The 265-nt window shown below is 54.3% G+C and carries 1 rRNA gene; it reads left to right on the forward strand.

The features are described 5' to 3' along the window. Positions 1 to 265 (forward strand): 23S ribosomal RNA (locus AAHE99_RS26725); the annotation flags it as partial.

A 265-nucleotide genomic window follows, 5' to 3' on the forward strand; every position in this document is an offset into this window, starting at 1 on the left:
ATATGGTAGGAGAGCGTTCTGTAAGCCTGCGAAGGTGTCTTGTAAAGGATGCTGGAGGTATCAGAAGTGCGAATGCTGACATGAGTAGCGATAATGCGGGTGAAAAGCCCGCACGCCGTAAGCCCAAGGTTTCCTGTTCAACGTTCATCGGAGCAGGGTGAGTCGGCCCCTAAGGCGAGGCAGAGATGCGTAGCTGATGGGAAGCAGGTTAATATTCCTGCACCGTCGTATGATGCGATGGGGGGACGGATCGCGGAAGGTTGTC

It is taken from the genome of Pseudoduganella sp. OTU4001, assembly GCF_038440195.1.
Lineage (GTDB): Bacteria > Pseudomonadota > Gammaproteobacteria > Burkholderiales > Burkholderiaceae_D > Rugamonas.